The organism is Streptomyces sp. NPDC004126 (assembly GCF_050275515.1).
Taxonomy (GTDB): domain Bacteria; phylum Actinomycetota; class Actinomycetes; order Streptomycetales; family Streptomycetaceae; genus Streptomyces.
The window spans coordinates 199,460-222,984 of sequence record NZ_JBNNPF010000006.1; the positions used below are offsets into that span (position 1 = coordinate 199,460).

26 protein-coding genes and 1 pseudogene are annotated in these 23,525 nt (G+C 73.5%); 20 read left to right on the forward strand and 7 right to left on the reverse strand.

The annotated features are described in order from the left end of the window. Positions 1-192: 192 nt before the first annotated feature. From ACQKM2_RS08615 to ACQKM2_RS08650, 8 genes are all read left to right on the forward strand, one after another. Positions 193-387: a hypothetical protein gene (locus ACQKM2_RS08615; protein ID WP_045952243.1), complete on the forward strand. Its 195-nt coding sequence runs from the start codon at positions 193-195 to the stop codon at positions 385-387. A 22-nt stretch (positions 388-409) separates the two neighbouring features. Beyond that, complete coding sequence (gene mshB, locus ACQKM2_RS08620; protein ID WP_427707694.1) at positions 410-1,309, forward strand: N-acetyl-1-D-myo-inositol-2-amino-2-deoxy-alpha-D-glucopyranoside deacetylase; 900 nt, start codon at positions 410-412, stop codon at positions 1,307-1,309. Further along, positions 1,306-1,689 carry a DUF6113 family protein gene (locus ACQKM2_RS08625; RefSeq protein WP_427707697.1) on the forward strand — a complete coding sequence of 128 codons (384 nt, stop codon included), beginning with the start codon at positions 1,306-1,308 and terminating at the stop codon, positions 1,687-1,689. The genes mshB and ACQKM2_RS08625 overlap by 4 nt, the downstream gene beginning before the upstream one ends. Positions 1,690-1,894: 205 nt before the next feature. Beyond that, positions 1,895-3,892, forward strand: coding sequence for a hypothetical protein (locus ACQKM2_RS08630; protein ID WP_427707699.1), 1,998 nt, complete (start codon positions 1,895-1,897; stop codon positions 3,890-3,892). Positions 3,893-4,063: 171 nt separating this feature from the next. Beyond that, the gene (locus tag ACQKM2_RS08635; protein WP_427707701.1) at positions 4,064-5,023 is read left to right on the forward strand and encodes an ABC transporter ATP-binding protein; all 960 of its coding nucleotides are present in this window, start codon (positions 4,064-4,066) and stop codon (positions 5,021-5,023) included. Continuing rightward, the gene (locus tag ACQKM2_RS08640; protein ID WP_427707703.1) at positions 5,020-5,784 is read left to right on the forward strand and encodes an ABC transporter permease; all 765 of its coding nucleotides are present in this window, start codon (positions 5,020-5,022) and stop codon (positions 5,782-5,784) included. Before ACQKM2_RS08635 ends, ACQKM2_RS08640 begins: the two co-directional genes overlap by 4 nt. Positions 5,785-5,788: 4 nt before the next feature. Beyond that, positions 5,789-6,952, forward strand: a complete 1,164-nt coding sequence (locus tag ACQKM2_RS08645; RefSeq protein WP_427707705.1) for a sensor histidine kinase — start codon at positions 5,789-5,791, stop codon at positions 6,950-6,952. Continuing rightward, the gene (locus ACQKM2_RS08650; protein WP_427707707.1) at positions 6,949-7,575 is read left to right on the forward strand and encodes a response regulator; all 627 of its coding nucleotides are present in this window, start codon (positions 6,949-6,951) and stop codon (positions 7,573-7,575) included. Before ACQKM2_RS08645 ends, ACQKM2_RS08650 begins: the two co-directional genes overlap by 4 nt. A 64-nt stretch (positions 7,576-7,639) precedes the next feature. Here the strand turns inward: ACQKM2_RS08650 and ACQKM2_RS08655 are convergent, their stop codons facing one another. Continuing rightward, positions 7,640-8,425 (reverse strand): transglutaminase-like domain-containing protein, encoded by a 786-nt coding sequence (locus tag ACQKM2_RS08655; RefSeq protein ID WP_427707709.1) that lies wholly within the window; start codon positions 8,423-8,425, stop codon positions 7,640-7,642. Next, on the reverse strand, positions 8,422-9,405 hold the full coding sequence (locus ACQKM2_RS08660) for a GNAT family N-acetyltransferase (RefSeq protein WP_427707711.1): 984 nt from the start codon (positions 9,403-9,405) through the stop codon (positions 8,422-8,424). Before ACQKM2_RS08660 ends, ACQKM2_RS08655 begins: the two co-directional genes overlap by 4 nt. Positions 9,406-9,521: 116 nt before the next feature. Between ACQKM2_RS08660 and fdxA the strand changes: the two genes are divergently transcribed. Beyond that, positions 9,522-9,854 (forward strand): ferredoxin, encoded by a 333-nt coding sequence (gene fdxA, locus ACQKM2_RS08665; protein WP_007266339.1) that lies wholly within the window; start codon positions 9,522-9,524, stop codon positions 9,852-9,854. Between the two features lie 107 nt (positions 9,855-9,961). Beyond that, positions 9,962-11,056 carry a succinyldiaminopimelate transaminase gene (gene dapC / locus ACQKM2_RS08670; RefSeq protein ID WP_427707713.1) on the forward strand — a complete coding sequence of 365 codons (1,095 nt, stop codon included), beginning with the start codon at positions 9,962-9,964 and terminating at the stop codon, positions 11,054-11,056. Positions 11,057-11,141: 85 nt separating this feature from the next. Here dapC and ACQKM2_RS08675 read toward each other — a convergent pair whose 3' ends face one another. Both ACQKM2_RS08675 and ACQKM2_RS08680 read right to left on the reverse strand, forming a co-directional pair. Further along, positions 11,142-11,489 carry an ATP-binding protein gene (locus ACQKM2_RS08675; protein WP_427707715.1) on the reverse strand — a complete coding sequence of 116 codons (348 nt, stop codon included), beginning with the start codon at positions 11,487-11,489 and terminating at the stop codon, positions 11,142-11,144. A gap of 343 nt (positions 11,490-11,832) precedes the next feature. Beyond that, complete coding sequence (locus ACQKM2_RS08680) at positions 11,833-12,840, reverse strand: hypothetical protein (RefSeq protein ID WP_427707717.1); 1,008 nt, start codon at positions 12,838-12,840, stop codon at positions 11,833-11,835. An 87-nt stretch (positions 12,841-12,927) separates the two neighbouring features. Between ACQKM2_RS08680 and dapE the strand changes: the two genes are divergently transcribed. Both dapE and ACQKM2_RS08690 read left to right on the forward strand, forming a co-directional pair. After that, positions 12,928-14,007, forward strand: coding sequence for a succinyl-diaminopimelate desuccinylase (gene dapE / locus ACQKM2_RS08685; protein WP_427707720.1), 1,080 nt, complete (start codon positions 12,928-12,930; stop codon positions 14,005-14,007). Between the two features lie 64 nt (positions 14,008-14,071). Next, a complete protein-coding gene (locus ACQKM2_RS08690) occupies positions 14,072-14,836 on the forward strand; it encodes a TIGR00730 family Rossman fold protein (protein ID WP_125599835.1) in 765 nt (254 codons plus the stop codon). Positions 14,837-14,879: 43 nt separating this feature from the next. Here ACQKM2_RS08690 and folP read toward each other — a convergent pair whose 3' ends face one another. Then, positions 14,880-15,740, reverse strand: coding sequence for a dihydropteroate synthase (gene folP / locus ACQKM2_RS08695; protein WP_427707723.1), 861 nt, complete (start codon positions 15,738-15,740; stop codon positions 14,880-14,882). Between the two features lie 83 nt (positions 15,741-15,823). Between folP and ACQKM2_RS08700 the strand changes: the two are divergent. Both ACQKM2_RS08700 and ACQKM2_RS08705 read left to right on the forward strand, forming a co-directional pair. Next, positions 15,824-16,144: pseudogene (locus ACQKM2_RS08700) on the forward strand (DivIVA domain-containing protein); the annotation flags it as partial. A 5-nt stretch (positions 16,145-16,149) separates the two neighbouring features. After that, a complete protein-coding gene (locus ACQKM2_RS08705) occupies positions 16,150-16,731 on the forward strand; it encodes a DNA-3-methyladenine glycosylase I (RefSeq protein WP_427707725.1) in 582 nt (193 codons plus the stop codon). 4 nt (positions 16,732-16,735) lie between these two features. Here ACQKM2_RS08705 and ACQKM2_RS08710 read toward each other — a convergent pair whose 3' ends face one another. Then, positions 16,736-17,539, reverse strand: coding sequence for an enoyl-CoA hydratase/isomerase family protein (locus ACQKM2_RS08710; protein ID WP_427707727.1), 804 nt, complete (start codon positions 17,537-17,539; stop codon positions 16,736-16,738). Between the two features lie 331 nt (positions 17,540-17,870). Between ACQKM2_RS08710 and ACQKM2_RS08715 the strand changes: the two genes are divergently transcribed. Continuing rightward, on the forward strand, positions 17,871-18,038 hold the full coding sequence (locus ACQKM2_RS08715) for a DUF3117 domain-containing protein (RefSeq protein ID WP_003966491.1): 168 nt from the start codon (positions 17,871-17,873) through the stop codon (positions 18,036-18,038). 212 nt (positions 18,039-18,250) lie between these two features. Here ACQKM2_RS08715 and ACQKM2_RS08720 read toward each other — a convergent pair whose 3' ends face one another. Then, on the reverse strand, positions 18,251-18,913 hold the full coding sequence (locus tag ACQKM2_RS08720; protein WP_125605621.1) for an O-methyltransferase: 663 nt from the start codon (positions 18,911-18,913) through the stop codon (positions 18,251-18,253). Positions 18,914-19,080: 167 nt separating this feature from the next. Here ACQKM2_RS08720 and sigE point away from each other — a divergent pair, with 167 nt between their 5' ends. The 5 genes from sigE (at position 19,081) to ACQKM2_RS08745 (ending at position 23,394) form a co-directional block, all read left to right on the forward strand. Then, positions 19,081-19,860 (forward strand): RNA polymerase sigma factor SigE, encoded by a 780-nt coding sequence (gene sigE / locus ACQKM2_RS08725; protein ID WP_427707732.1) that lies wholly within the window; start codon positions 19,081-19,083, stop codon positions 19,858-19,860. Further along, on the forward strand, positions 19,857-20,519 hold the full coding sequence (locus ACQKM2_RS08730) for a zf-HC2 domain-containing protein (RefSeq protein WP_427707734.1): 663 nt from the start codon (positions 19,857-19,859) through the stop codon (positions 20,517-20,519). Before sigE ends, ACQKM2_RS08730 begins: the two co-directional genes overlap by 4 nt. A gap of 87 nt (positions 20,520-20,606) precedes the next feature. After that, positions 20,607-21,923: a trypsin-like peptidase domain-containing protein gene (locus ACQKM2_RS08735; RefSeq protein ID WP_427707736.1), complete on the forward strand. Its 1,317-nt coding sequence runs from the start codon at positions 20,607-20,609 to the stop codon at positions 21,921-21,923. A 147-nt stretch (positions 21,924-22,070) separates the two neighbouring features. Continuing rightward, complete coding sequence (locus ACQKM2_RS08740; RefSeq protein WP_427707739.1) at positions 22,071-22,520, forward strand: sec-independent translocase; 450 nt, start codon at positions 22,071-22,073, stop codon at positions 22,518-22,520. A gap of 136 nt (positions 22,521-22,656) precedes the next feature. Further along, positions 22,657-23,394: a hypothetical protein gene (locus ACQKM2_RS08745; RefSeq protein WP_427707741.1), complete on the forward strand. Its 738-nt coding sequence runs from the start codon at positions 22,657-22,659 to the stop codon at positions 23,392-23,394. The last annotated feature ends 131 nt before the right edge of the window (positions 23,395-23,525 follow it).

Below are 23,525 nucleotides of genomic sequence, written 5' to 3' on the forward strand. Positions count from 1 at the left end.
GCCGGGAGGGCGTGGAGCCCTCCCGGCCGGTCTTCGTGCGCCCCCGGCCGTGCGCGGCATGCGCCCCTCGTGCTGCCGGAATTCGATCGATGCGCTGGTACGGATAGTTATGATCCGTAGCGCACGGTGGGTATGAATTCGCCGAGCAAGAGTACGCATACCGATGTCCGCTCGACGTGGAGGTGAAACGCCGTGGCACTCTCGATCTCGGCCGTGGTGCTGCTGGCGATCGTCGTCTTCCTTCTGGTCCGGAGGTCGGGTCTGAAGGCGGGGCACGCGTTCGTCTGCGTACTGCTCGGGTTCTACCTGGCGAGTTCCACGGTCGCACCCACCCTCAGCCAGCTCACCTCCAACGTGGCGAGCATGATCAGTGGCCTCAAGCTGTAGGTACTGCTCGTAGGCTGGCCCCATGAACGGTCTTCCCGCCCGTCGTCTGCTCCTCGTGCACGCGCACCCGGACGACGAGTCGATCAACAACGGCGTCACCATGGCCAAGTACGCGGCCGAGGGCGCCCACGTCGCGCTGGTGACCTGCACCCTCGGCGAGGAGGGTGAGGTCATCCCCGCCGAGCTGGCCCACCTGGCGCCGGACCGCGACGACACCCTCGGCCCCTTCCGGGTCGGCGAGCTCGCCGCCGCCATGAAGGAGCTCGGGGTCGTCGACCACCGCTTCCTCGGCGGCGCCGGCCGCTTCCGGGACTCCGGGATGATGGGCGCCCCGCAGAACGCCCGCCCCGGCTCCTTCTGGTCGGCCGACCTGGACGAGGCCGCCGGGTACCTCGTGGAAGTGATCCGGGAGCTGCGCCCGCAGGTCCTGGTCACCTACGACCCCGACGGCGGCTACGGCCACCCCGACCACATCCAGGCCCACCGGGTCGCCACGCGCGGCGCGGAGCTGGCGGCCGACGCCGCGTTCCGCCCCGAACTCGGCGCCCCGCACGCCGTCGCGAAGCTCTACTGGAACCGCGTGCCCGCCTCGGTCGTCGAGGAGGGCTTCGAGCGGCTGCGCGCGGCCGGCGCCTCCTTCCCGGGCACCGCGGCCCCGGACGACGTGCCGGGCGTGGTGCCCGACGAGCGGATCACCGCCGAGATCGGCGACGAGGGCGACGCCACCGTGCTGGTCGCGGCGAAGGCGGCCGCCATGCGGGCGCACGTCACCCAGATCGCCGTGGACGGCCCCTTCTTCGCCCTCTCCAACGACCTGGGCCAGCCCCTCTTCGCCCGGGAGTACTACGAGTTGGCCGCGGGCCGCTCCGGAGCGCCGGCCGGCGAGCGCGAGCGGGACCTCTTCGCGGGGGTGGAGGCGTGACCACCGCGCTGACCCCCGGGCGGATCGCCGCCCTCCTCGGCCTGCTCGTCCTCGGCGCCCTGACCGGCGCGGCGGGCTGGCTCGTGGTCGACCTGTGGTTCCCGGCCGGGCTGCTGCTCGCGCTGTCGGCCCTCCTCGGGCTGTTCCTCGCGGGCCGGCTGACGGTCGGCGGGGGCCTCGGGGTGGGCGCCCCGGCGGCCGGCTGGTTCCTGTCCTACGTCCTCCTCGGCGTCCCCCGCCCCGAAGGGGACTTCCTGCTCGGTTCCTCCGGAATCGGCATGTACGCATACCTTTTGGGGGGAAGTGCGGCCGCTGTGATCTGCGCCACGATGCGCGGCCCCGCGCAAGGGCCCGTTTCGGCCTCCAAGTCCCGCGGATGACAGGCCGCTGAACTCCCGCATCCGCCGATCGGGGACGGGTTGCGGGGGTTTGACGGGCCCTCGCCCGGGGGCGTGCGGAAGCAGAAGAGGAACCTGGGATTCCTGGCCGACAGTTGTGCCCGGGCGGCGGCCAGTATGGTGGACGGGCCGCCGAGCTGCCCGCGCACGGAATGACGGGCGGCGGAGCCAACCGGGAGAACCTGCCTTGAGTCGTGAAACCGACAGTTCGTCCCCCGGGCCCCAAGGGCACGGTGGAGCCGCCTACCCCTCGGGTACGCCGCCGTATGGAACCGGCCAGTATCCGTCCGTGCCACCCGGTCCCGGCGCCGCGACCGTCCCGGAGGAGAACCCTGTGACCTCGAACCCGTCCACGCCCGACACCGACACCGACGGGCCGAAGACCGAGACCCACCTGACGACCCGGATCCGGATCAACATCCCCGGATCCCGGCCGATCCCGCCCGTGGTCGTGCGCAAGCCCGTCAAGGACGGCGCCCAGGACGCGTCCCCGGCCGCCGCCGGCCCGGCCTCGGGCGCGGCCCCGCGCACGCCCGAGCGGCGCCCGGCGCCCGCGCTCCCCGCGGCAGCGGCCCCGGCCCCCGCGCCCGCCGCACCCGCGCCCGAGCCGGCCCCGGCGCCCGCCGAGCCCCCGGCCGGCGGATGGTTCGCCCCGCGCAAGGCGGTGGCGACCCCGCCGACCGCGACGCCCCCGGCCGGCGTGCCCATCGGCGGCCCCGGCGGTCCCGGCGGTCCCGGCGGCCCGGGCAGCGCTCCCGGCGGTCCCGGCGCTCCCGCTCCCGGCGCGAGCTACGGCTCCGGCGTGCCCGGCACCGGCGCGGGCTTCGCGCCCCCGGCCGAGCCCGGCCGCCCGCAGCCCCCCGCCGCACACGGCACCGGAGCCGGCTTCGCACCGGCCCCCGCCGTCGGCGGACCCGGAGTCGGCGCGCCCCAGGGGTACGCCGGGTACGACAACGGGCCCGGCACCGAGGCCTTCCCCGCCTTCCCGGAGTCCGGCTTCCCGGAGCCCGCCGGGCCGACGGGCGGACCCGCGCTGGGCACCGTACCCGTCGGCGCCGAGGTGCCCCCGAGCTGGCCCGGCCCCGAGGCCTTCGACACCCCGGCCCCCGGGCCCGTGCCCGCCCCCGGCCCGGCCGCCCCGCCGCCGGGCCCGAAGCCGCCGCGCCAGATGACGCCGCCGCCCGCCCCCGCCGGCAAGGCCGCCAAGTCCGCCAAGGCCGGCAAGCCCGGCAAGCCCGCCAAGAAGAAGGGCCGCTCCAAGCTGGTCCTGCTCGGCGGCGGCGTCGTCGTCCTCGCCGGCGTGGCCTACGGCGCCGGCCTGCTCATGAACCACTCCGACGTCCCCAAGGGCACCACCGTCCTCGGCGTCGACATCAGCGGCAGCCGCGACGACGCCGTCGCCAAGCTCCAGACCGCCTTCGGCAAGCGCGCCGCCGCCCCGCTCCAGCTCAGCGTCGGCGGCAAGCAGGTCGAGCTGAAGCCCGAGAAGGCCGGCCTGACCCTCGACAGCCAGACCACCGTCCGCAACGCCACGGGCAGCGACTACAACCCCGTCACCGTCATCGGCTCCCTCTTCGGAGTCGAGCGCACGGCCACCGCCGTCATGCCGGTCGACGAGGAGAAGCTGCGGGTCTCCCTCCAGGAACTGGCCGGCGCCGCCGGCTCGGCCTCCGAGAGCACCATCAAGTTCGACACCGGCAAGGCCGTCGCCGTGCCCGGCAGGGCCGGTGAGGGCCTCGACGTCGACGCCTCCGTCGACAAGGTCACCAAGGCCTTCCGGGAGCTCGTCGCCAACGGCAAGGCGCCGACCGTCCAACTCCCCGTCGCCAAGAAGGAGCCCACGGTCAACCAGGCCGAACTGGACCGCGCCATGAAGGAGTTCGCGGAGCCCGCGATGTCCGGCGTGGCGACCGTCAAGGCGGGCGCCAAGTCCATCCCCTTCGGCCCCAAGTCCCTGCCGAAGATCCTCAGCATGACGGCCGTGGACGGACGCCTCGTCGAGAAGTACGACCTGGAAGCCCTCAAGGCCACCTACGGGAACGCCTTCGACGGGGTCCTGATCACCCGGGGCACCGGCGCCAAGACCCCCGTCACCCCGCAGGACGTCGCGGGCGCCCTCGGCAAGGCCCTCATCGGCAAGACCCCCGCCGAACGGACCGTCACGATCGACACCAACGCGAACTGACCGGCCCACGACCGCGCGGCGATGCCCCTCCCCGGCCCCCGGGAAGGGGCATCGCCGCATCCGGAACCCCGCCCCACCAGGCATGTCACCCCGAGCGCATGACATCCGTCATGCGGGAGTCACGACCCGCGACACTGCCGCACCCACCCCCGTACGGGCGAACCTTGGGGCATGACGACGACGACCGCGGCACACCCCGCCGCCCCGGGCCCCGCAGACGGACGCGGTGACACCGCAGCCGTGGTGTCCTTCCAGAACGTGACCAAGAGCTACGGCAAGGTCCGGGCCGTCGACGGCCTCTCCCTCGCACTCCACCCCGGCGAGACCGTCGCGCTCCTCGGCCCCAACGGCGCCGGCAAGTCCTCCACCCTCGACCTCCTCCTCGGCCTGCGCCCCGCCGACTCCGGCACCGTCAGCCTCTTCGGCACCACCCCCCGCGAGGCCATCGCCGCCGGCCGGGTCGGCGCCATGCTGCAGAGCGGCGGCCTCATGGAGGAGGTGACCGTGCGCGAGCTCGTCAGCCTCGGCTGCGCCCTGCACCCGCGCCCGTACCCCGTCGACGAGGTGCTCAGCCGGGCCGGGATCGAGGAGATCGCCGGCCGGGTCGTCAACAAGCTCTCCGGCGGCCAGGAGCAGCGCGTGCGCTTCGCCCTCGCCACCGCCGGGCACAACGACCTGATCGTCCTGGACGAGCCCACCACCGGCATGGACGTCACCTCCCGCCAGGCCTTCTGGGCCACCATGCGGGAGCAGGCCGCCCAGGGCCGCACGGTCCTGTTCGCCACCCACTACCTGGAGGAGGCGGACGCGATCGCCGACCGCGTCCTCGTCCTCAACAAGGGCCGGCTGCTCGCCGACGGCACCGCCGCCGAGATCAAGGCCAAGGCCGGCGCCCGCAAGGTCGCCTTCGACCTCGACGGGCCGGTCGACGAGCAGGCGCTGCGCGCCCTGCCGGGCTTGACCGCCTTCGACCTCACCGGCCGCTCCGTACGGCTCCAGTCGCGCGACGCCGACGCCACCGTGCACGCCGTGTACGCGCTCGGCCTGCGCCCCCGCAACCTCGAGGTCGCCGGCCTCGGCCTGGAACAGGCCTTCATCGCCCTCACCGAGGCCGAGGAGGCCACCCGATGACGAACACCGCCGGCGCCGGAACCCTGCGGCTGGTCAAGCTGGAGATCACCCGCGCCCTGCGCAACAAGAAGTACCTGTTCTTCACCGTCCTCTACCCGGCGGCCCTCTTCCTGATGCTCGGCGGCACCCTGGACGGCACGACCAAGGTCATGGGCACCGAACTGACCATGCCCGCCTTCTACATGGTCGCCATGGCCTCCTTCGGCGCCCTGACGGCCGTACTCGTCGGCAACAGCGAACGCATAGCCAAGGAGCGGGAGAAGGGCTGGGTGCGCCAGCTGCGGCTGACGGCCCTGCCCGGACACGGCTACGTCCTCGCCAAGACCGCCAGCGCCGGCGTCCTGTCCCTGCCGTCCATCCTGGTCGTCTTCGCCGTCGCCGCCGGGGCCAAGGGCGTACGGTTCGAGGCATGGCAGTGGCTCGCCCTCACCGGCTCGATCTGGGCCGGCAGCCTCGTCTTCGCCGCGCTGGGCGTCGCCATCGGCTACCTGGCCAGCGCGGACAACGTCCGCCCCATCACGATGCTGATCTACTTCGCCCTGGCGATCCTCGGCGGCCTGTGGATGCCCACCGCCAACTTCCCGCAGTGGCTCAGGAACATCTGCGAGTGGCTGCCGACCCGCGCCTACACCGGTCTCGGCCAGGCCATCGAGCTCGGGGGCGCGCCGCACGCCAAGGACGTGGCGATCCTCGCCGTGTACTTCGTACTGTTCACCGGTGCGGCCGCCTGGCTGTACCGCAAGGACTCACTGAAGGCCTGAGGACGTGGCGCTGACGCAGGAAACCGACGGTCTGCACCGCATCGGCCAGGCACCGGAGACCACCACCCACAAGGTGGTGAAGGGCCTGTGGATCGGGATCTGGCTCTTCTACCTCAGCGCCCCCGTCACCGACCTGGTCAGCGGCGGACACAGCACCGGGGCCCGGCTGCTCGGCGGCCTGGGCCTGCTGGCCTTCACCTGCTGGTACCTGGTGCTGGTCTTCCGCACCGTCCGGCAGATGCCTGTGCCCAGGGTGCTGGTCTCCCTGGCCGTGCTCGCGGCGCAGGCCACCGTGCTGTCGCTGACCCTGGGCCGCGAGTGGCTCGTGCTCTTCGTGTACGTGTCCATCTCCTCCGGCGCCGCCCTGCCGGGGGAGGTGTCCCGCTGGACCGTCCCCGGCGCGACGGCGCTGCTGACGGCGGTCGCCTTCGCGGTCCCGGGCGGCACCCAGTACCTGGCCGGGCTGGTGATCCCGGCGCTGATGGGCGGGTTCGCGATGATCGGCGTCCGGGCGATGATCCGGACCACGATAGAGCTGCGCCAGGCCCGGGCCACGGTCGCCGAGCTCGCCGCCAACGAGGAGCGCCTGCGGATGGCCCGCGACCTGCACGACCTGCTGGGCCACTCGCTGTCGCTGATCACGCTCAAGAGCGAACTGGCGGGCCGGATGCTGCCCGAGCACCCCGAGCGGGCCGCCCAGCAGGTCGCGGACATCGAGCGGGTCAGCCGGCAGGCGCTGGTCGACGTACGGGAGGCCGTCAGTGGCTACCGGCGGCCGACGCTTCCCGGCGAACTCGCGGGCGCGCGCACGGCGCTGGCGGCGGCGGGCGTGGCGGCGGACCTGCCGGCCGGCTGCGACGACGCCGAGCTGCCGGAGGAGACGGAGTCCGCGCTGGCGTGGTCCCTGCGCGAGGCCGTGACGAACGTGGTCCGGCACAGCGGGGCCCGGCGCTGCACCGTCACCCTCACCACCCGCCAGACCCTCGCGGGCCCGGTCGTCGAACTGACCGTCACCGACGACGGCACGGGCGGCCCCGCCGTCCCCGGCAACGGCCTGACCGGCCTGACGGAACGCCTGGAGGCGGTCGGTGGCACCCTGTCGGCCGGTCCGGTGGGCAAGACCGGCTTCCGCCTGCAGGCGCGCGTCCCCCTAGGATCCGGGTCATGAGCGAAACCGGCGCCGTGCCCATCCGGATCCTCCTGGCCGAGGACCAGTCGATGGTCCGGGAGGCACTCGCGGCCCTCCTCGGGCTGGAACCGGACATCGAAGTCCTGGCCCAGGTCGCCCGCGGCGACGAGGTGGTCGCGGCCGCCCGCTCCCACGACGTGAACGTGGCCCTCCTCGACATCGAGATGCCGGGCATGACGGGCATCGAGGCGGCCGCGCAGCTGCGGGCCGCCCTCCCCGCGCTCAAGATCGTCGTGCTGACCACCTTCGGCCGCCCCGGCTACCTCCGCCGGGCGATGGAGGCGGGCGCCTCGGCCTTCCTGGTCAAGGACGCCCCGGCCGCGCAGCTCGCCGACGCGGTGCGCAAGGTCCTGGCGGGGGAGCGGGTCATCGACCCCACCCTCGCGGCGGCGGCCCTCGCGGAGGGCGCGAACCCCCTGACGGACCGCGAGCGGGAGGTCCTGCGGGCGGCGGAGTTCGGCGCGACCAACGCCGAACTGGCGTCCCGCCTCGGCCTCTCCCAGGGCACGGTCCGCAACTACCTCTCGACGGCCATCCAGAAACTCGCGGCCCGCAACCGCGCCGAAGCGGTACGCGTGGCCCGCGAGAAGGGCTGGCTGTAGCCGGTGCCGGTGCCGGTGCCGGTGCCGGTGCCGGTGGCAGCGGCCCTCCGCGGAGGCGGCGCGGCTAGTTCAGGAGGGCGCGAGCCGCGACGGCCTCGCCGCGGATGCGGGCCGCCTCGTCCTTGTCCACCGCGTCCATGATCTCCGCGTACCCGTCCAGTTCGGCCGCACCCTCCTGGAAGGAACCCCGCTCCACCAGGAGCCGTGCCCGCTCGTACCGCAGGGCCGCCGGATGGGACGGCAGCAGCAGCGACAGGTCCAGCGCCCACAGGGCGACCGCCGAGTGCTCCGGCCGGGCCGAGGCCCAGACCCGGATGTTGTTCAGGATCCGCAGCACGATGTCCAGCGTCCGCGCCGGCGTCTTCGGCGCGGCCGCCTGCTCCGCCGGCCCCGCGCCCAACGAGGCACCGCCGGCGAAGGGGTCGACCACCACCGAGTCCTCCGGGTCCCCGAAGCCCACCACGAAGTGCCCCGGCAGCCCCAGCCCGTACACCGGCGCGCCCGCCCGCCGGGCCACCTCCAGCCACACCACCGAGAGGAGGATCGGCAGGCCCCGCCGGCGCAGCAGCACCTCGTGCAGGAGCGAGGACGACAGCCGGTCGTAGTCCTTCGGGGTGCCGTGGAAGCCCAGCCGGCCGCCCAGCAGTTCCGTCACCGCCGCCGCCCACGACCGGGCGTCCCGCAGCCCGTACGGCAGCATCCCCGCGAGCCGGTCCAGCTCGATCTCGGCCCGGTCCATGGCCCGTTCGTCCAGCGCCGGATCCGCCTCCGCGGCCAGCAGCAGGCACAGCCGGGCCAGGTCGGGCCGCTCCGCGCGGGCCTCCGCCGCGAACAGCTCCCGGGTGTTCACCGCGCCGCCCGGAAGTGGTGGTAGGAGTGGTGCGTGGCGAAGCCCATCCCGTCGTACAGGGCCCGCGCCGCCGGATTGTCCGTCTCCACCTGGAGCCACGCCGCCGACGCGCCCTCCTCCAGCGCCCGCCGGGCCAGCGCCGTCATCACCGCCGTCGCGAGCCCCCGCCGCCGGTCCTCCGGGGCGACGGTGACGGCCGCGAACCCGGCCCAGCGGCCGTCGACCACGCAGCGCCCGATCGCCCGGCCGCCGTCCAGGGAGGCGAACCACACCGACGGGCCCTCCACCAGCATCCGTCGGGCGAGCTCCGGGTCCCGCACCCTGCCGTAGCGGGCGAGCCACTCCTCGCCGGGCTCGCGGGTCAGCCGCACCGCGGCCACGTCCGCGTCCAGGTCGCCCACCGGGGCCAGGCCCCCGGCGCGGACCTCCGCCGAGACCTCGTTCACCCAGCCCCGCCGCTCCAGTTCCGCGCAGAGCAGCTCCTGCGTCCCGGCGGCACCCGTCGCGGCCTGCACGTATGCCGGAAGGTCGCGCTCCGCGTACCAGGAGGTCACCCGCGCGAGTGCTTCGTCCAGGGGTATGCCGGGGTCGCCGAGCGGGAGCGCGGAATTGGCCCGCCGCGTGAACCCGGCGGCGGCCCGCAGCGTCCACTCGCCGAGCGGCTCGCTCTCCAGCGGCAGCCAGGCCCGCGCCGTGACCCGCGCCAGCTCCTCGAAGGAGGCCGCGGGACCCCTGCGCCGGGCCGGGGCGGGCGGCACGATCTTGCCCGCGACCAGCGACGATTCCGGGATGTGGACGGACACGCCGTCCTTGCGTGTGATCGTCAGCACACCCCCGGTCCAGGATGTGAGAACCCCTACCGCGTCCGCGAACACAGGGGTGCCGCTCCCGCCGTCCTCCACCCGTCGTACAGAGACTCGTTTACCCACGTCAGCCGGGGTAATACGGATCTCCAGCAGCCCACCGGCAGTGATTTCCACAGCTCTGTCCGCCCCTCCTGTTCGGATCGTGCCCGGGAACGGAGATACTAGGTGCGGGCATCGACGACGCCGCGCTCCCGCGCGAATGGACAGCCCTACCGAGGAGGAACGAGAGCGTGACCTACGTCATCGCGGAGCCTTGTGTCGACGTCAAGGACAAGGCCTGTATCGAAGAGTGCCCCGTCGACTGCATCTACGAGGGCCAGCGGTCCTTGTACATCCACCCGGACGAGTGCGTCGACTGCGGCGCCTGTGAGCCGGTCTGCCCCGTCGAGGCCATCTTCTACGAGGACGACACTCCGGAGGAGTGGAAGGACTACTACAAGGCGAACGTCGAGTTCTTCGACGAGCTCGGTTCGCCCGGTGGTGCCTCCAAGCTCGGCCTGATCGAGCGCGACCACCCCTTCGTCGCCGCGCTGCCCGCCGACATCAACGCCGGCGAGCACTGACCGTTTCACGGCAGACGCGCTTCTCGGTCCCGTACGGCACCCCTGCCGGGCGGGACCGAGCCGTTTTCCCCCGCACCGTTCCAGCCCCTGAGAGAGAGCAGAGCACCGTGGCCGCAGTTTCCGACCGTCTTCCCACGTTCCCCTGGGACAAGCTGGAGCCGTACAAGGCCACGGCGGCGGCCCACGCTGACGGCATCGTCGACCTGTCCGTCGGCACGCCCGTGGACCCGGTGCCGGACCTCATCCAGCGCGCCCTCGTCGCCGCCGCCGACTCCCCGGGCTACCCCACCGTGTGGGGCACGCCCGCCCTGCGCGACGCGATCACCGGCTGGCTGCGCGGCCGCCTCGGCGCGAGCGCCGCCGGACACCGCAACGTGCTGCCCGTGGTCGGCTCCAAGGAGCTGGTGGCCTGGCTGCCGACCCAGCTGGGCCTGGGCGCCGGCGACAAGGTCGCCTACCCGCGCCTCGCGTACCCGACGTACGAGGTCGGCGCGCGGCTGTGCGGCGCCGAGGCCGTCGTCTACGACGACCCGACCCAGCTCGACCCGGCGGGCGTGAAGCTCCTGTGGCTCAACTCCCCGTCCAACCCCACCGGGAAGGTCATCCCCAAGGAAGAGCTGATCCGGATCGTCGCCTGGGCGCGCGAGCACGGCATCCTCGTCTTCAGCGACGAGTGCTACCTGGAGCTGGGCTGGGAGGCCGAGCCCGTCTCCGTCCTCCACGACGACGTGTGCGGCGGCTCCTACGAGGGCCTCGTCGCGGTCCACTCGCTCTCCAAGCGCTCCAACCTGGCCGGCTACCGGGCCGCGTTCATCGCCGGTGACGCGGCCGTCCTCGGCGAGCTGCTGGAGATCCGCAAGCACGGCGGCATGATGACCCCCGCCCCGGTCCAGGCGGCCACGGTGGCGGCCCTCGGGGACGACGCCCACGTCGAGGAGCAGCGCGGCCGCTACGCCGCCCGCCGCGAGGCGCTGCGCACGGCCCTGGAGGCGCACGGCTTCCGCATCGAGCACAGCGAGGCCAGCCTCTACCTGTGGGCGACCCGCGACGAGCCCTGCTGGGACACCGTCGCGCACCTCGCGGAGCTCGGCATCCTGGTCGCGCCGGGCGACTTCTACGGCGAGGCCGGCGCGAACTTCGTCCGCGTGGCCTTCACGGCCACCGACGAGCGGGTCGCCGCCGCGGTCAAGCGCCTCGGCTGACCGCCGCCGCCCGCCGGGAACGCGCCGAGGGGGCCGGGAGCAGCAGCTCCCGGCCCCCTCGGGCGTTCGCGCGTCCAGGCGCGGGTCAGCCCAGCAGGCCGCCCGGAAGACCGCCGCCCGGAAGACCGCCGCCCAGGGCCTGCCCGGCGACCGGCAGGCCGCCCAGCGTCTGGGTGGCTCCGCCGGCGCCGCCCACGGCATCGGTGGCGGGGGCGGCGACGGGAGCGGCGGCCGGGAGGGCCTCGGTGGCGGTGTGCGCGGCGTCGGTGGCCGCCCCGGCGTCGGGGGCGGTGAGCGTGTTCAGCTTCGGCAGGGACTCCAGGCCCACGGCGTCGGCCGCGCTGGCGGCGCCTGCCGCACCGACCACGGGAGCGGTACCGGCTGCGAGGAGAAGCGCGGCGCGGGCGATCCGACGGGTCAGGGGGAGGGTCATGATGCTCCTAAGCGGTAGCGGCTGAGTACGCCGTGTACAACCGCTCCCGGGGTGGGGGGAGTTGCGGACCCGTCGGGTAAAGGATCAGTAACGCATCGTTTAATCGGCTTCCGTGACAAGAGCACCGGACCCGCCCCGACCTGCGGTTCTGTCCTCCTCCCGGGTGTACGGCCCGAACGCGTGGACACCCCTCCCGGGTGACGGGGCGTACGGATGACCGTGCCGCCGGGGGGTCACCGCCGGGCCGTGCGCGCGCCGGGGGCGTGCGCGGGTGAACGCGGCCCGGGCGACGGGTGGTGGCGCCGGTCGCCTGGCGGTGGCGCGGGCCGGCCGGCGGCGCCGGTTACTTGGCGCCGGCGCGGGCCATGAAGATCCGGACCTCGCCCGGAGCCGCGTCGTGCGGGTCCCCGGCACCGCCCTTGCGGCCGCCGCCCTTGCCCTTGCCCTGCCACGCGCCGCCGTCCCGCCCGGCCACCCACGAGGAACCGTCGTACGACACCCGCGCGATGCCCAGCTCCTTCGACCGGGCCACCGCCCAGTGGGCCATCGCCCGCCCGCGCCGCGCCTCGGCCGGACCGCCGCCCTCCTTGAGCCGCAGCCCGACCTCCGCCTCGGGCACCGTCCCGCCCGGCGACGCCGGCCGCCCGGCCGGAGCACCCGCCCGGCCCGTGCCCAGCGCCTCCCGCGCCGGCGCCCCGAACGCCCGCACCAGCTCCGCCCGCACCTTCTCCGGGTCGCCCGCCGAGGGCGCAGGGCCCGAGCAGACCAAGGAGGCCGGCGTGCCGTTCTCACCGAAGGCCGCCGTCAGCACTGTCGCGTCCGGCTCGTGCTTCGCGTACGCCTGCGGGAAACCGCTGAGCTGCACCTTCTGCGCCGCGACCGTCAGCGGCAGCCTGGTGTAGCCCTTGATCTCCGCGAGCCGGTCGTAGAAGATCCCCGCCGAGTACACCGGGTCCATGATCTGCTCCGGGGTGCCCCAGCCCTGCGAGGGCCGCTGCTGGAACAGCCCCAGCGAATCCCGGTCCCCGTGGTCGAGGTTGCGCAGCCCCGACTCCTGCATCGCCGTCGCCAGCGCGATGGTCACCGCCCGGTCCGGCAGCCCCTTGGAGATCCCGACGGCGGCTATCGTCGCCGCGTTCGCCGCCTGCTCCGGGGTCATCTCGTACGTCTGGACGTCCCCCGCACCCGCGGAGCCCGCCGCTCCGGTCGCCGAAGCCGTGCAGTAGGAGGCGCCGTTGTCGGATTCCCGCTGGACGACGAAGTACCCGATCACCCCGAGCAGGACGACCAGGCCGACGGCCTTGCGGAACGGCCGGCGGCGGCGGGGGCGGGAGCGATCGGTCTCGGACACGCGGCCCACCGTACTTGAGGCCGATAAACCGTCCACCGGCCGGACGCTCCCGCTTACCCCCCATCCCGGGGCGTTAGGGTCAGTTCCATGTCCGAATCCGAGCTGGACCTCACCCTGGACGCTGCCGAGCTGACCGCCCGGCTCGTCGACATCCCTTCCGTGAGCGGCGACGAGAAGGTCCTCGCCGACCTGGTGGAAGCGGCGCTGCGCGCCCTCCCGCACCTCACCGTCGACCGCCTCGGCAACAACGTCGTCGCCCGTACGCACCTCGGACGCGCCGAGCGCGTCGTGCTGGCCGGCCACCTCGACACCGTGCCGATCGCCGACAACGTCCCGTCCCGCCTGGACGAGAACGACGTCCTGTGGGGCTGCGGCACGACGGACATGAAGTCCGGGGTCGCCGTACAGCTGAGGATCGCGGCGACCGTCCCCGAACCCAACCGCGACCTCACCTTCGTCTTCTACGACCAGGAGGAGGTGGCCGCCGACCTCAACGGCCTCGGCAAGGTCGCCGACGCCCACCCCGACTGGCTGGCCGGTGACTTCGCCGTCCTGCTGGAGCCCTCCAACGCCGAGGTCGAGGGCGGCTGCCAGGGCACCCTGCGCGTGCTGCTGCGCACCGAGGGCGAGCGCGCCCACTCCGCGCGCAGCTGGATGGGCTCCAACGCCATCCACGCCGCCGCCCCGATCCTGGCGAAGCTCTCCGCGTACGAGCCCCGCAAGCCGGTCATCGACGGCCTGGAGTACCACGAGGGCCTCAACGCGGTCCGCATCGAGGGCGGCGTCGCCAACAACGTCATCCCCGACGCCTGCACGGTCACCGTGAACTTCCGCTACGCCCCCGACCGCAGCGAGGCCGAGGCGCTGGCCCACGTCCGGGAGGTCTTCGCGGACTGCGACATCGCCGAGTTCGTCGTCGACGACTCCTCCGGCGGCGCCCTGCCCGGCCTGGCCCACCCGGCCGCGGCGGCCTTCATGGAGGCGGTCGGCGGCCGTCCGATGCCCAAGTTCGGCTGGACGGACGTCTCCCGCTTCAGCGCGCTCGGCGTCCCGGCGGTCAACTACGGGCCGGGCGACGCGCTGCTGGCCCACAAGGTCGACGAGCGTGTCGAGACGAAGGCCATCCTGCACTGCGAGGAACGACTCCGCGCCTGGCTGACCTCGTAAATTCCCCTTCCGGCCACCTTCGTGCGCCTAACCTGATCCAACGATCAGCTGGAGGGAGCACATCATGGGCAACCACGGCAATGCCGAAGGGTCCCGCCGTCGGCCCGAGGAGCAGCAGCTCGGGCCGGTGCTGCGCAGGCGGGGCCAGGTGCAGGCGGGCAGTACGACGGACCAGCGGCTGCTGGACTCGGCCGGGCCCTCCGAGTGGGTGCACACCGATCCCTGGCGGGTCCTGCGCATCCAGTCGGAGTTCATCGAGGGCTTCGGCACCCTGGCCGAGCTGCCGCCCGCGATCAGCGTGTTCGGCTCGGCCCGCACTCCGGTGGACTCGCCGGAGTACGAGGCCGGCGTACGGATCGGCAGTGCGCTCGTCGAGGCCGGCTTCGCCGTGATCACCGGCGGCGGCCCGGGCGCGATGGAGGCGGCCAACAAGGGCGCCCGCGAGGCGAACGGCATCTCCGTCGGCCTGGGCATCGAGCTCCCCTTCGAGCAGGGGCTCAACCAGCACGTCGACCTCGGGCTGAACTTCCGGTACTTCTTCGTCCGCAAGACGATGTTCGTGAAGTACAGCCAGGGCTTCGTGGTCCTGCCGGGCGGGCTCGGCACCCTGGACGAGATGTTCGAGGCGCTGACCCTGGTCCAGACGCAGAAGATCACCAGGTTCCCCATCGTGCTCTTCGGCACGGAGTACTGGGGCGGCCTGATCGACTGGCTGCGCAACACGGTCATCGCCCAGGGCAAGGCCTCGGAGAAGGACCTCTACCTCTTCCACGTCACGGACGACGTGGACGAGGCGATCGCGCTGGTCACGAAGGAAGTCGGCAAGTAGGGACCACGGCCGCGCCGCCGCGGGCGGCGCGGCTCCGGGGGCCTCAGGCCAGGCCGCGGCGGGCGACGGCCGGCGGACGGTGCCCCTGGATCGAGCGGACCATGTCGAGGACCTGCTTCGTCTCCGCGACCTCGTGGACGCGGTAGACCTGCGCGCCGAGCCAGGCCGAGACGGCCGTGGTCGCCAGGGTGCCCAGCAGGCGCTCCTTGACCGGCTTGTCGAGGGTCTCGCCGACGAAGTCCTTGTTGGACAGGGAGACCAGCACCGGCCAACCGGTTTCGGTCATCTCCGCGAGCCGGCGGGTGGCCTCCAGCGAATGCCTGGTGTTCTTCCCGAAGTCGTGACCCGGATCGATCATGATCGACTCGCGGGGCACCCCGAGGGCAGCGGCCCGCTCCGCGAGGCCGAGCGTGACGCGCAGGATGTCGTCCACCACGTCCTCGTACGAGGTCCGGTGCGGCCGCGTGCGGGGCTCGACCCCGCCCGCGTGGGTGCAGACGATGCCCGCGCCGTGGCGCGCGGCGACCTCCGCCAGCTTCGGGTCCACCCCGCCCCACGCGTCGTTCAGCACGTCCGCCCCGGCCTCGCAGACCGCCTCGCCGACCTCGTGCCGCCAGGTGTCCACGCTGATCACCACGTCCGGGTGGCGGCGGCGCACCTCCGCCACGAAGCCGACCGTGCGCCGGGCCTCCTCCGCCGCGTCCACGTGCTCGCCGGGACCCGCCTTCACCCCGCCGATGTCGATGATCGCCGCGCCCTCGGCCACGGCCTGCTCCACCCGGTCGAGGGCCGGCTCGTCGCGGAAGGTGGCGCCCTGGTCGTAGAAGGAGTCCGGGGTGCGGTTCACGATGGCCATGATCACCGGCTCGTGGGTGTCGAACTCGCGCCTGCCCAGTCGCAGCATCCTGCTCTTTCCTCCTTCGGCGACCCTCGCGCCTCGTCTGCGACCTTAACCTGAGGGGCAGGAGTCTCTCAGGGGAGTTGATCGTGTTCTGGTTCTTGCTGATCGCGCTGGTCGTGGTCGTGGCCGCGGTCACCCTCGCGGTGGTCGGCGGCGGCTCCGAAGCCGTGCTGCCCGAGGCCGAGCCGGACCGGGTGGCCGACGCGCTCCCGGAGAGCCGGCCGGTGGTGCGGGCGGACATCGACGCGCTCCGGCTGCCGGTCGCGCCGCGCGGCTACCGGATGGCCGAGGTGGACGACGTACTGGACCGGCTCGCCGCCGAGCTGGCCGAGCGGGACGCGCGGATCGCGGAGCTGACGGCCGCGCGCGCCCACGCCCCGGCGGACCGGGTCGACCTCACGAAGGACGAGCGGTGAGCGGCACGGGACTGGTGGCGGGCCCGGACGGCGGGCTGCGCTGCCCGTGGGGGCTGTCCACGGAGGACTACGTCGTCTACCACGACACCGAATGGGGCAAGCCCGTCCACGGGGACGACGCCCTGTACGAACGGCTGTGCCTGGAGGCCTTCCAGTCCGGGCTGTCCTGGATCACGATCCTGCGGCGCCGCGAGGGCTTCCGGAAGGCCTTCGCGGACTTCGAGATCGCGGCGGTCGCGGAGTTCGGGCCGGCCGACGCCGAACGGCTGATGGGCGACGAGGGGATCATCCGCAACCGGGCCAAGATCGAGGCCACCCTCGCCAACGCGAAGGTGCTGGCCGGCTGGGGCGCGGGGGAGCTGGACGGGCTGATCTGGTCCCACGCCCCCGAGAAGCCGGGCCGGGCCCCGAGGAGCACCGCCGACGTGCCGGCGGTGACCCCGGAGTCCACGGCCCTGGCCAAGGCCCTGAAGAAGGCGGGCATCCGCTTCGTCGGGCCGACCACGGCCTACGCCCTGATGCAGGCGTGCGGCCTGGTCAACGACCACCTCGCGGGCTGCGTCTCCCGCGAGGGGTGAGGCGTCAGCGGCCCAGGTACCGCGGCGGCTGCTTCGCGAGGAAGGCCTGCACGGCGATGGAGTGGTCCTCGGAGGCTCCCGCGCGGGTCTGCAGGACGTCCTCGCGCTCCAGGGCCTCGGAGAGGGTGTGCGAGGCCCCGTACGCCAGGGACTCCTTCAGGGCCGCGTAGGCCACCGTCGGGCCGGAGGCGAGGGTGCGGGCCACCTTCTCGGCCTCCTCGCGCAGCGACTCCGCGGGCACCAGCCGGTTCACGATGCCCAGCTCGAAGGCCTCCTGCGCCTTGATGGAGCGGGGGAACAGCAGCAGGTCGGACGCCCGGGAGGCGCCGATCAGCCGGGGCAGCGTCCAGGACACCCCGGAGTCGGCGGTCAGCGCGACCCCGGCGAAGGACGTGTTGAAGGACGCGGTCTCGGAGACGACGCGGAAGTCCGTCGCGAGCGCGAACCCGAAGCCGGCCCCGGCGGCCACGCCGTTGACCGCGGCCACGACGGGCTTCGGCATCTCCGTCAGGGCCCGCACGATCGGGTTGTAGTGCTCGGAGACCGTGCTCATCGTGAGCGTCGAGCCGTTCTCGCGGTCCGCGGCGAGGTTGCCGATGTGCTCCTTGAGGTCCTGGCCCACGCAGAAGGCCCGGTCCCCGGCGGCGGTGAGCAGGACCGCCCGTACGGCGGTGTCGGCGGCCGCTGCCCGGACGGCGTCGCGCAGGGCGACCTTGGCCTCCGTGTTCATGGCGTTCATCGCGTCGGGCCGGTTGATCGTGACGGTCGCGAGTCCGTCGGTCACTTCGTAGAGCACGCTGTCTGCCATGGCGGGGGTCCCCCTTCGTCGCGGGCTGGCTACCGGCCGGTACCGGCCGGTGCAAGGGCCAGCATGGCGGACGGGACCGGGGGCGGGCATGTGATGTGCGTCAAACAAAGCGGAGCCCCACCCCCGGGTGCGACGGCGAAGTATCGCAGGCGGATCCCCGAAATGAGTGGTTTTGGTCGAGCGCGTTGCGCAAGCGTTCCCTTCCGATGTTGGTCATCGGGTCCTGACATGCGGGATAATGGCTGGGAAGCAATGTGTTCGATGCCGGGTACTAGGCGCCTGAACGGGGCCGTCGGCTGACGATGAGCTGGTTTCAGGAAGGGGAACGAGCATGGCGGCCATGAAGCCGCGGACGGGCGACGGCCCGCTCGAGGTCACCAAGGAGGGGCGAGGCATCGTCATGCGCGTACCGCTCGAGGGCGGCGGTCGGCTTGTCGTCGAGCTGACGCCGGACGAGGCGGACGCCCTGGGTGACGCCCTGAAGAAGGTCGTCGGCTGAGCCTCGGCCCTTTGATCTTGCCCCGCCCCTACCGCTTGCGGTGGGGGCGGGGTTTTTTCTGCGCCGGCCCGGCGAGGCTGTTCACAGCCTCGCCGGCGTTTGAGGCGCGGTGGTCTGGGGGCGGAGCCCCCAGGGGGTCCGGGGCGCAGCCCTGGGGAACGGGCGAAGGGCGGGGCGGGGAGCAGCCCGCGCAGCGGCACCCTTCGGCGGCGTCAGCGGCGTACGGCGCAGAGCAGCCCGTCCCCCACCGGAAGCAGCGCAGCTTCCAGCGCCGGACTCTCCCGCACGCTGCGCAGCAGCTCCCGCACCCGGATCACCTCCACCGGCTGGGCCGCGGAGTCCACCGTGCGCCCGTCCGCGAAGACCCCCTCGAAGCACACCAGCCCGCCGGGCCTCAGCAGCCGCAACGATTCCGCGAGGTAGTCGAGGGACTCGGCCGGGTCGCCGTCGCAGAAGACCAGGTCGTACCCGCCGTCGGCGAGCCGCGGCAGCACGTCCAGCGCCCGCCCCGGAATGAACCGCGCGCGGTTCCCCGCGAAGCCGGCCGCACGGAAGGCCTGGCGGGCGAAGGCCTGCCGGTCGGGTTCGGGGTCCACCGTGGTCAGGACCCCGTCCGGCCGCATCCCGTGCAGCAGGTGGATCCCCGAGACGCCGGTCCCCGTGCCGATCTCGGCGACGGCCTTGGCGTCCGCGGTGGCGGCGAGCAGACGCAGCGCGGCCCCGGTGCCGGGGGACACGGACCGCAGGCCCGCTTCCCTGGACCGGTCTCGGGCCCATCGCAGAGCGTCGTCCTCGGCGACAAACGCGTCGGCGAACGCCCAGCTCGTCTGCCGGTTGCCGCTAATGACCCTCTCCTGTCCCCATAGTTGGCGCAACGGTGACTGTATCCGCTGACGTCGGGAACCCGCAGATGGGACCGGGCGTTGGGAGGGTGAGAGGCGGGATAGAGGGGACGGCTGCGGGCAGATCGGCGGTCCGGACCCCGAGGTCCGTGCAAAGTTACTGCAAAAATGCTTATCCAGAGCTGACGGGAGGGGTGGCTATGGTAGGGGCTCCACTGGACACCACCAGAGCCGACAGGGGAGGTGCGGCTGCGCCTGTGGATCGTGGAGGCGTCCTCAGACGTCTCTTCTGGTCGGCGGGTGAGCCGAAATCCGTGACCTACACTGCTGACCGCTTCCACACCGCCCACACCGCGACCACCGCGACCTTTGCCGCTGACGCGGGCTCCCAGGCGTGGACCCCTCCCTCATGGGAGGAGATCGTCAGCACGCACAGCGCGCGGGTCTACCGCCTCGCCTACCGCCTGACGGGCAACCAGCACGACGCCGAGGACCTGACGCAGGAGGTCTTCGTCCGCGTCTTCCGCTCGCTGTCCACCTACACGCCCGGCACCTTCGAGGGCTGGCTGCACCGCATCACCACGAACCTCTTCCTGGACATGGTGCGCCGCAAGCAGCGGATCCGCTTCGACGCGCTCGGCGACGACGCCGCCGAGCGGCTGCCGAGCCGTGAGCCGTCCCCCCAGCAGGTCCTGCACGACACGCACTTCGACGCCGACGTGCAGCAGGCGCTGGACACCCTCGCGCCCGAGTTCCGCGCCGCCGTGGTGCTCTGCGACATCGAGGGCCTGTCCTACGAGGAGATCGCCGCCACCCTCGGCGTGAAGCTCGGCACCGTCCGCAGCCGCATCCACCGGGGCCGCTCGCACCTGCGCAAGGCGCTCAAGCACCGCTCTCCCGAGTTCCGCGCCGAGCAGCGCGCGCTGGCGGGCGTGGCGGTGGGCGTGCCGGGCGCCGGGGGAGAGGGCGGAGCCGAGTGAGCGGAGCGAGTCCCTCCCCCGCCGAACAGCACCTGGGCGACCGGCTCGCCGCCCTGGTGGACGGGGAGTTGAAGCACGACGCGCGCGAGCGGGTGCTGGCGCACCTGGCGACCTGCGCCAAGTGCAAGGCCGAGGCCGATGCGCAGCGCCGGCTGAAGACCCTGTTCGTGGAGAGCGCCCCGCCGCCGCTGTCGGCCGGCCTGCTGGCCCGGCTCCAGGGGCTGCCGGGAGCGGGCCCGGACGGGCCTGCCGGGCCCGCCGGTCCGGGCGGCGGACCGGGGGCTCCGCTCGCGCCCCCGGCTCCGGGCGTCGACCCGTTCTCCTCGTTCGGGTACTCCGCCCCGGCCGCACCGCGCGAGGGTTTCCGCATCCACGAGGTGGGCCGTCCCAGACGCCGCTTCGCCTTCGTGGCGGCGGGGGCCGTGTCGCTGGCCGCGATCGCGCTCGGCGGCTCGCTGCCGCTGGACGGGATCGAGCCGAACGCCCGGGGCGAGGCGCCCGCGACCAGGCCCGGCCCCGCGGTGCCGCTGACCGACGCCTTCGTGCGCGACCGGGTCCCGACCCCCGGCGTAACGACCGGCCCCATCCCGGTGGGACAGCTGCCGACGGCGGCCCCCTCGGCCCCGACGACGGCCCAGCCGGTTTCCCTCTCCCGCTGACCCGGGCCCCCGAGGGGCCCGGGTACCTGGTTGAATCTGCGGCACACGCGCCGCCCCGCGGTGCGCCAGGCCCGCGGGGGAGCGCCCATGTCCGACAGTCAGCAGAACGGTCCGGCTCCGACGTGGTGGAGCCGGCCCGCCGCTGCGCCGGAGTCCGGCCCCGACGCGGACACCGACCGGACCCCGCCCGCTGCCGCCACGGACCAGGACCCGGCCCCCGGCTCCGATGCCGGACCCCGCTACGACCCCTGGGCCGCCGGCCCGCTCCAGGTCGTCGACCAGGGCAAGGCGCCGCGCGGCGCGCCCGCGCTGTGGCAGCTGGCGGTCGTCGGCGCGATCATCGCCCTCCTCGCGGGCTGTGCCGGCGGCTACCTCGGCATCCTCGCCGAGCGGCGCACCAGCACCCGGCTGGAGCTCCCGCAGGCCGCCGCCGACGCCAAGGACCGGGCCCCCGACAGCGTGGCCGGCATCGCGGCCACCGCACTGCCCGGCGTGGTCACCCTGCACGTCAGCGGGGGCGGCGGCAGCGGTACCGGAACCGGCTTCGTCCTGGACGACCAGGGCCACATCCTGACCAACAACCACGTCGTCGCCGACGCCCGCGACATAACGGTCACCTTCAGCACCGGCGAGAGCGTGCGCGCCGAGCTGGTCGGCCGCGACGGCGGCTACGACCTGGCCGTGGTGAAGGTCAGCGGGGTCCGCGGGCTGCGCCCGCTGGCGCTCGGGAACTCCGAGAACGTCCGCGTCGGAGACCCGGTCGTGGCCATCGGAGCCCCCTTCGACCTCTCCAACACGGTCACCTCGGGCATCATCAGCGCCACCGGCCGCCCCATCACCGCGGGCGGCGGCAAGCGCGACGGCAGCGACATCAGCTACGTCGACGCCCTCCAGACCGACGCCCCCATCAACCCCGGCAACTCCGGCGGCCCCCTCCTCGACTCCCGTGCCCACGTGATCGGCATCAACAGCGCCATCCGCGGCGCGGACAAGGGCGAGGACGGCGACGACCCCACCCGCCAGAGCGGCAGCATCGGCCTCGGCTTCGCCATCCCCGTCAACCAGGGCAAGCGGGTCGCCGAGGAACTCATCCGCACCGGCCGCGCCACCCACCCCGTCATCGGCGTCACCCTGGACATGGAGTACAAGGGCGACGGAGCCCGGGTCGACGCCAAGGGCGAGGACGGCAAGCCCTCCGTCGTGGCCGACGGCCCCGGCGCCCGCGCCGGGATCCGGCCCGGAGACGTGATCACCAAGGTGGACGGCGTACGCGTGCACGGCGGCGACGAGCTGATCATCAAGATCAGGGCCCACCGGCCCGGCGACCGCCTCGGCCTGACCGTCCTGCGCGACGGCAGGGAACGCACCCTGGACGTGGTCCTCGGCTCGGCGAGCGGCTCCTGAGCGGCCTCCGGGCAGCCGGTCCGCGACACGAATACCGGATGACGCCCGGGTGAATCCGGGATCGGTGGCGTACCGGCGTAGGGGAGTGCAAGGAAGGGCGGGTACCGTTGACCGGGCCGGACGTGGAGAGAGCCGAGGAGCGGCAAGGTGTTCAACGACATAGGCGCACTCGAGCTGGTCACCATCGTGGTGCTCGCCATCCTCGTCTTCGGCCCCGACAAGCTGCCGAAGGTGATCCAGGACGTCTCCGGGTTCATCCGGAAGATCCGGGCGTTCTCGGACAGCGCCAAGCAGGACATCCGCTCCGAACTGGGCCCCGAGTTCAAGGACTTCGAGTTCGAGGACCTGAACCCGAAGACCTTCATCCGCAAGCAGCTCACCGAGAACGAGGACCTTCAGGAGCTGCGCAGCAGCTTCGACCTCCGCAAGGAGCTGAACGACGTCACCGACGCGGTGAACAGCCGTGAGGCGGACGCGGACCCGACCGCGGCGGCGCCGTCCGCCACGCCCGCCGCGGGCGGCGGTCCGGACCTGCTGAAGAAGCCCGCCGCACCGGCCCAGGAGTCCCGCACCCCCTTCGACGCCGACGCCACCTGATCCGCAGCCTGCCCGTCGATCCGGGACCGGATGGCTATCCTCCATCTGTCCGGACCCAGGCCGCCCGCGGAGGGGGGTCCCCCCAGCCAGGCGAGGGGGAGGGCCGTTCCGGACCCCACGGAACGAGAGGCCGCCCATGGAGACGACGAGCAGCAGCCGGGTGGGCGCACAGCCCGCCGAGGCCCCCGAAGACGCACCACCCGCACCGACCGAGCCCCCGGAACATACCGGCGGCCAGGCCGCGCCCGGCCAGCCACCGGAAGCCGCCGCGCCGTTCCCGAAGGCCCGCCGGGGGGCGGCGGGCTACCTGAGCGCCGAATTCCCCTGGTACGGCCTGGACGGGGCCTTCACCGGCCCCCGCTGGCTCATGCAGGTCGGCACCGGCGCCGACGGCAGCGTGGAGCACGGATCGACCGGCCACGGCGACGAGCCGTCCGCCCGGGGTGAGATCGCCACCGGTGAGAAGGACCGCTTCGCGGTGGTGATCACCGTCGCCGGCAACCCGCAGCGCCGCAGCGGCGACGGCACCGGCGTCCTGGAGGCCACCTCGGTCTCCTCGGCGGCCTGGCTGGCCGGCTCGGGGCTGCTGTCCTACAGCTGGCCGCCGCAGATGGACCACACCCGGCGCGCCGACTGGCTCGACCAGCAGACGGAGGCGGCCTGGGAGCTCGCCGACGACCTCGCGGGGCCGGACTGGTCGACGCTGTCGCTGCCGGTGGACGGGGAGCCCACGCCGTTCCACTACCGGGAGTCGGAGTTCGGCTGGGTGCTGGCCGGCTCCACCGGGAGCGGGGTGCACCTGGGGGCGTACGGGCGGGGGATGAGCGCGTACGGCCTGGGCTTCTCGGCGATCGACCTCGCGCTGTACGAGTAGGTACGCGAAAGGGCACCGCCCGGCGGGGCGGTGCCCTTTACGCTGCGCGGTCCCTGCGGACCGCCGTTCCGGTGTGCCCACCCGTTCCATCCCCCTAGGACTTCGTCCAGGGGGGACCCCCAGGCGGAACG